Source organism: Streptomyces globisporus, from assembly GCF_003501885.1.
GTDB classification, from domain to species: domain Bacteria; phylum Actinomycetota; class Actinomycetes; order Streptomycetales; family Streptomycetaceae; genus Streptomyces; species Streptomyces globisporus_D.
In genome coordinates this window covers 1-6,083 of sequence record NZ_QWFA01000270.1, presented here as the reverse complement: position 1 = coordinate 6,083, position 6,083 = coordinate 1, and the positions used below count along the sequence as shown (strand labels likewise).

The 6,083-nt window shown below is 71.7% G+C and carries 5 protein-coding genes and 1 pseudogene; 5 read left to right on the top strand and 1 reads right to left on the bottom strand.

The window, feature by feature from the left end:
- Positions 1–371: pseudogene (locus D3105_RS31450) on the bottom strand (S-methyl-5-thioribose-1-phosphate isomerase); the annotation flags it as partial.
- Positions 372–511: 140 nt separating this feature from the next.
- Here D3105_RS31450 and D3105_RS31445 point away from each other — a divergent pair.
- From D3105_RS31445 to D3105_RS31425, 5 genes are read left to right on the top strand one after another with little or no spacing between them, the layout of a single operon-like run.
- Positions 512–1,723, top strand: a complete 1,212-nt coding sequence (locus D3105_RS31445) for a hypothetical protein (RefSeq protein WP_118906281.1) — start codon at positions 512–514, stop codon at positions 1,721–1,723.
- A gap of 4 nt (positions 1,724–1,727) precedes the next feature.
- The gene (locus D3105_RS31440) at positions 1,728–2,417 is read left to right on the top strand and encodes a DUF4129 domain-containing protein (protein ID WP_118906280.1); all 690 of its coding nucleotides are present in this window, start codon (positions 1,728–1,730) and stop codon (positions 2,415–2,417) included.
- Positions 2,414–3,661, top strand: a complete 1,248-nt coding sequence (locus D3105_RS31435) for a DUF4350 domain-containing protein (protein ID WP_118906279.1) — start codon at positions 2,414–2,416, stop codon at positions 3,659–3,661. Before D3105_RS31440 ends, D3105_RS31435 begins: the two co-directional genes overlap by 4 nt.
- Positions 3,658–4,692: an AAA family ATPase gene (locus D3105_RS31430; protein ID WP_412080941.1), complete on the top strand. Its 1,035-nt coding sequence runs from the start codon at positions 3,658–3,660 to the stop codon at positions 4,690–4,692. The genes D3105_RS31435 and D3105_RS31430 overlap by 4 nt, the downstream gene beginning before the upstream one ends.
- Before the next feature lie 10 nt (positions 4,693–4,702).
- Positions 4,703–6,016 carry a DUF58 domain-containing protein gene (locus tag D3105_RS31425; RefSeq protein ID WP_118906278.1) on the top strand — a complete coding sequence of 438 codons (1,314 nt, stop codon included), beginning with the start codon at positions 4,703–4,705 and terminating at the stop codon, positions 6,014–6,016.
- Positions 6,017–6,083: the final 67 nt, after the last annotated feature.

Below are 6,083 nucleotides of genomic sequence, written 5' to 3'. Positions count from 1 at the left end.
CCCTCCCCCTTCCCGGAGGCCGCCCAGTAGGCCGCCGCCACCCGCCGCACCCCGTAACCGAGGTTCACCGCGGTGGGCCGCGCCCCCTCCAGCAGCCCCGCCGCCTCCGCGACGTCGAAGCCCCTCGCCGCCGCGAGCGCCACCCCGTACCCCCCGGCGATCCCGAGCAAAGGAGCCCCGCGCACCGCCAGCGTCTGGATGGCCCGCACCAGCGCGGGCACATCGGTGCACACCAGCTCGACCTCCTCGGCGGGCAGCCGCGTCTGGTCGAGAAGCACCAGCACGGGGCCTTCCGGAGGCTCGTCCCAGCGGAGTACGGAAAGCGCGGGAGGCTCGAAGCCCACCGATGATTGCGCGTCCTGATCAGCCATCTGCCCAGTCTGCCCGGTGAGCCACCCGCATATGAAGGTGCGAACGAGAAGGAGCGGCTGGTCCGCCCCGGACCGACGCGTGGCACGATGGCTGCCAACCTGCCGCCCCGATGAGCGGTCAGGACGGTGAAGGAGCGAGAATGAACGACTCTCCGGGCTGGGCGTCGCCCGGATCTGCCCCCTCCGACGGCAAGGAGAAGGCGATCCCCCGCCCCTCCGACCCGCAGGACGGAAGCGGCCCGACGGGGCAGTGGTCCCCCGAGCAGCCGCCCCCCGGGCAGTGGTCCCCACCGAGCAACCCCGGCGGCGGCCCCGGAAACCGGCCGCCCGCACCCGGCTGGGGCGGCGGCCCGCAGCGGCAGGGCTGGGCAGGACCGCCCCCGGCCGCGAAGCCCGGCGTCATCCCGCTGCGCCCACTGAGCCTCGGCGAGATCCTCGACGGCTCGGTGTCCGCCCTGCGCGCCCACTGGCGTACCGCACTCGGCTTCAGCCTCACGGTCTCGGTGGTCACCCAGATCGCCGTCATCCTCATGCAGCGCTACCTGCTGCCGGAACCGACCTCCATCGACCCGAACGCGACCGGCGCCGAGGCCCTGCGCCAGACCGCCGACTCGGCCCGATCGACGCTGATCTCCCTGGCCCCGGTCTCCCTCCTCTCGATGATCGCCACGCTCTTCACCGCGTCGGTCGTCACCGTGATCATCAGCCGCTCCGTACTGGGCCGGCCCACCACGCTCGCCGACTCCTGGGCCGAAGCCCGCCCCCGCGTCCTCCCTCTGCTCGGGCTGACCGTGCTGGTCGCCGTGATCATGGCCTCCATCATGGCCGTGGGCATCGGCCCCGGCCTGTTGCTCGGCTCCGAGGCCGGAGCGGCCCTGGCCTTCCTCGGCTTCGCGGCCGCCTGCGTCGTGATGCTCTGGCTGAACGTCAGCTTCGCCCTCGCCGCCCCCGCACTGATGCTGGAACGGCAGAGCATCGTCGCCGCGCTGCGCAGGTCGGCGAAGCTGGTCCGGGGCGCATGGTGGCGCACCTTCGGGATCCTCGCCCTGACCTATCTGCTGACCTTCCTGCTGACGTTCCTCGTCTCCATCCCGTTCGGCATCATCGCGGTGATCGCCGACGGAACCGAGGTCAGCGACCTCTTCGGCGGTACCGCGCCCTCCGTCGGCTGGCCCTTCCTGATCGTCACCGGCATCGGCGAAGTGATCGTCTCGACGTTGATCTACCCGTTCGTCGCCGGTGTGATGGCCCTCCTCTACATGGACCAGCGCATCCGCCGCGAAGCCCTGGACCTCGACCTCGCACGGGCCGCCGGCCTGCCCGGCTACGGCGACAACACACCCAGGAGCTGATGCGGTGTCGGGGGCGGGGGGCATCACCAGAGCACAGCAGGACATCGCGGCGGGCGACATACCCGTGGACACGCCACGTCTCCCCGCACGGGAGGCGGCCGAGAGCGAACTGTCGAAGCCGATGTACCACGAGAACGACCCGAACTTCCTCCAGCGCGCCCTGAACCAGTTCTGGGACTGGATCGCCGGAGTGTTCGACGCCGCCGCGGGTGCCGCCCCCGGCGGCCCGGCCGGACTCGCCGTCCTGGTCGTCATCGTCATCGGCCTCGCCGCCGCCCTCTGGTGGCGGCTCGGCACCCCGCGACGCTCCTCCCGGAGCACGGACGCGCTCTTCGACAGCACAGGCCCCCGCAGCGCGGCCCAGCACCGCGCCGCAGCCGAAGCACACGCCGCGGCCCTGCGCTGGACCGAAGCCGTCCAGGAACGCATGCGCGCCGTCGTCCGGTCCCTGGAGGAACGCGCCCTGCTCGACCCCCGCCCCGGCCGCACCGCGGACGAAGCCGCAGCCGAAGCGGGCCGCACCCTCCCCGAACACACGGTCAGGCTGCGCGCCGCCGCCCGGAGCTTCGACGACGTGACATACGGGGGCCGCACCGCGGACCGGTCGGCCTACCTGTCCCTGCGCACCCTCGACCTCGAACTCGACGAGGCGAAGCCGCTGCTGCCCGGAACCTCCCGAGGAGCCACCGGATGACCACGGCGACCACCGCGCCCACCTCGACCGCGCCCTCCCCCGGCCAGGTCTGGACCCGCGCCCGAGGCATCCTGGCTGTCGTCCTCATCCTCGTCGTCGGCGGCATCACGTTCGCCGCCGTACGCTCCGGCACGAACCACGCACAGCTCGACCCCCGCTCCGCGGACCCCAAGGGCAGCCGTGCCGTCGCAGAACTCCTCAAGGCACGCGGCATATCCGTCACCGTCGCCACCACTCTCGACGAGGCCACCGCCGCGACAGGACCCGACACCACCCTCCTCGCCACCGGCCCCAACCTCCTGACCCGGTCGCAGCAGCTCCGGCTGGACGAAGCGACCTCCGCCTCCGCAGGACGCACCCTGCTGGTCGCCCCGGGGCCGGGAGCAACGCACCGGCTCGCCCCCGGCATCCGCGCCGAGTCGCACCACGCCGTCAGTGCTCTCGCCCCGGCGTGCGAGCTCCCCGCCGCGCTGCGGGCCGGCACAGCGGACACGGGCGGCACCCGCTACACGACGCAGGACCCCACCGCCGTCGCCTGCTACCCGAGCGCAGGGCTCCCCAGCCTGGTCGTCCTCCCGACCGGTGAGGGCGGCGACACCGTCGTCCTCGGCTCCCCCGGCATCCTCCACAACGAACGTCTCGACAAGCAGGGCAACGCCTCGCTCGCCCTGCAACTCCTCGGATCCCGTCCCCATCTCGTCTGGTACCTCCCTTCTCTCACCGATCCATCGGCAACAACCGATGGCGGCGCCCCCGGCGACGGGGACGAAGAACAGTCGGAGGACGGCCCGGGGGACGACTCGGCCGACGAGAGCGGCTTCCTCGACCTCGTCCCCTCCGGCTGGCTGTGGGGAACGCTCCAACTCGCCCTCGCCGCCGTCCTCGCCGCCGTCTGGCGTGCCCGCCGACTCGGCCCCCTGGTGACGGAACGACTGCCGGTGGCCATCCGCGCATCCGAATCCGCCGAGGGCCGCTCCCTCCTCTACCGCAAGGCCAACGCCCGCGACCGGGCCGCCGACGCACTCCGAGCCGCCAGCCGCACACGACTCGCCCCGCTCGCCGGTGTGCCCGCCCGTGACGCGCACACCCCCGATGCCCTCCTCCCCGCCGTGTCCGCACGCGTCACCGCCCCGGACCGCGACCTGAACACCCTGCTCTTCGGTACGGCTCCTTCCACCGACGCCGCCCTGGTCCTCCTCGCAGATCAACTCGACGCCCTCGAAAGAGAGGTACGCACTTCATGAGCGCCCCGACCCCCGAGCCGGCCGAGCCCACGGCGCCCGCGGCAGCCCCCGTGATGCCCATGCCCACGGAACCGCAGCCGTCCGACAGCGCCCGTGCCTCCTTGGAGGCTCTGCGCTCCGAGATCGCCAAGGCCGTGGTCGGGCAGGACCCCGCCGTCACCGGACTCGTCGTCGCGCTGCTCTGCCGAGGTCACGTACTCCTCGAAGGCGTGCCCGGAGTGGCCAAGACCCTCCTGGTCCGCGCGCTCGCCGCTTCCCTCGAACTGGACACCAAGCGCGTCCAGTTCACTCCCGACCTGATGCCCAGCGACGTCACGGGTTCACTGGTCTACGACGCACGCACCGCCGAGTTCTCCTTCCAGCCCGGCCCGGTCTTCACCAACCTGCTGATCGCCGACGAGATCAACCGCACCCCTCCCAAGACCCAGTCGTCCCTTCTCGAGGCGATGGAGGAACGGCAGGTCACCGTCGACGGAACGCCACGTCCACTGCCCGAGCCGTTCCTCGTCGCCGCGACCCAGAACCCCGTCGAGTACGAAGGCACTTACCCCCTGCCCGAAGCCCAACTGGACCGCTTCCTGCTCAAACTGACGGTTCCGCTGCCCTCGCGACAGGACGAGATCGACGTCCTCACCCGCCACGCCGACGGTTTCAACCCCCGCGACCTGAAGGCCGCCGGGATAAAGGCTGTCGCCGGACCCGCCGATCTGGAAGCAGCACGCCAAGCCGTCGCGAAGACGACCGTCTCCCCCGAGATCGCCGGCTATGTCGTGGATATCTGCCGTGCCACGCGCGATTCCCCGTCGCTCGCCCTCGGAGTCTCCCCTCGCGGTACCACCGCACTGCTGTCGACCGCACGCGCCTGGGCCTGGCTGACCGGCCGGGACTATGTCATCCCGGACGATGTGAAGGCCCTGGCGCTCCCCACACTCCGTCATCGCATCCAACTGCGGCCCGAGGCTGAAATGGAAGGAGTCACTCCCGACTCCGTCATCGCCTCAGTGCTCGCCCACGTCCCCGTACCCCGATGAGGCGGTGACCATGGCCCTCACCGGACGTACCGCGCTGCTGGCCGCCCTGGGGTCACTCCCCGTAGGCATCCTCGCTCCCAGCTGGACCGGGATGCTGGCGGTCAACGCACCGCTCTCACTGGCAATTCTGTGCGACTACGCCCTGGCCGCGCCAGTGCGCACGCTTCGATTCACCCGATCCGGGGATACAACTGTTCGACTCGGTGACGCGGCCGAAGTGCAACTGACGGTGACCAACACCTCGCGTCGGCGTCTGCGCGCACGGCTGCGGGACGCCTGGCCTCCCAGCAGTTGGGCCTCGGGCACCGAACGCCGCGCTTCACGTCACACGCTGGCGGTCCCCGCCGGCGAGCAGCGACGCCTGGTCACCGTTCTGCGTCCGACGCGTCGAGGCGACCGGCAGGCGGAACGCATCACGGTCCGCTCGTACGGCCCGCTCGGCCTCGCCGCACGCCAGGGGCAGCACCGGGCCCCTTGGACCGTACGGGTACTGCCACCGTTCACCAGCCGCAAGCATCTGCCCTCCCGACTCGCCCGGCTCCGCGAACTGGACGGTCGCACCAGCGTTCTGACACGCGGCGAAGGCACGGAGTTCGACAGTCTGCGGGCTTATGTGCCCGGGGACGACACCCGATCCATCGACTGGCGGGCCACCGCACGCCAGTCGGCCGTAGCGGTCCGGACATGGCGCCCCGAGCGTGACCGGCACATCCTGATCGTCCTCGACACCGGGCGTACGTCGGCGGGGCGGGTCGGTGACGTCCCCCGTCTGGATGCCTCGATGGACGCCACGCTCCTGCTCACCGCGCTCGCCATGCGGGCGGGCGACCGCGTCAGCCTCCTCGCCTACGACCGTCAGGTCCGGGCACGGGTCCAAGGCCGAACGGCCTCGGGCAATGTCCTGGCCACGGTCATCAACACGCTGGCGACGCTGGAACCCGAGCTCATCGAGACGGACGCCCGGGGCCTGAGCAACGCCGCTCTCGCGGACGCCCCGCGCGGTTCGCTGATCGTTCTCCTCACGACGCTGGAGGCCGCCCCCATCGAGGAGGGGCTTCTCCCGGTACTGCCTCAGCTCACCCAGCGCCACACCGTTCTCGTGGCCGCGGTCTCCGACCCTCGGATCGAGGAAATGGCCAACGCACGGGGAACAGTGGATTCGGTGTATGACGCGGCAGCCGCCGGCCAGGCCCAGGCGGACCGTCGCCGCACGGCGGACACGCTTCGCCGCCATGGCGTCGTCGTCGTGGACGCCACCCCGGACACTCTCGCTCCCGCGCTGGCCGATACGTACTTGGCTCTGAAGGCCGCAGGCCGTCTCTGAGGAACCCGCAGGCCGACCAGGGGGGGGCGGGCAGGCCGCCGGTGCGGGCCTGTTGGTCCGGGCCCGG

Bases quoted from the DNA above. Each gene is read 5' to 3' on its own strand.
- D3105_RS31445 (WP_118906281.1), top strand. From the start codon at position 512: ATGAACGACTCTCCGGGCTGGGCGTCGCCCGGATCTGCCCCCTCCGAC.
- D3105_RS31435 (WP_118906279.1), top strand. From the start codon at position 2,414: ATGACCACGGCGACCACCGCGCCCACCTCGACCGCGCCCTCCCCCGGC.
- D3105_RS31430 (WP_412080941.1), top strand. From the start codon at position 3,658: ATGAGCGCCCCGACCCCCGAGCCGGCCGAGCCCACGGCGCCCGCGGCA.
- D3105_RS31425 (WP_118906278.1), top strand. From the start codon at position 4,703: ATGGCCCTCACCGGACGTACCGCGCTGCTGGCCGCCCTGGGGTCACTC.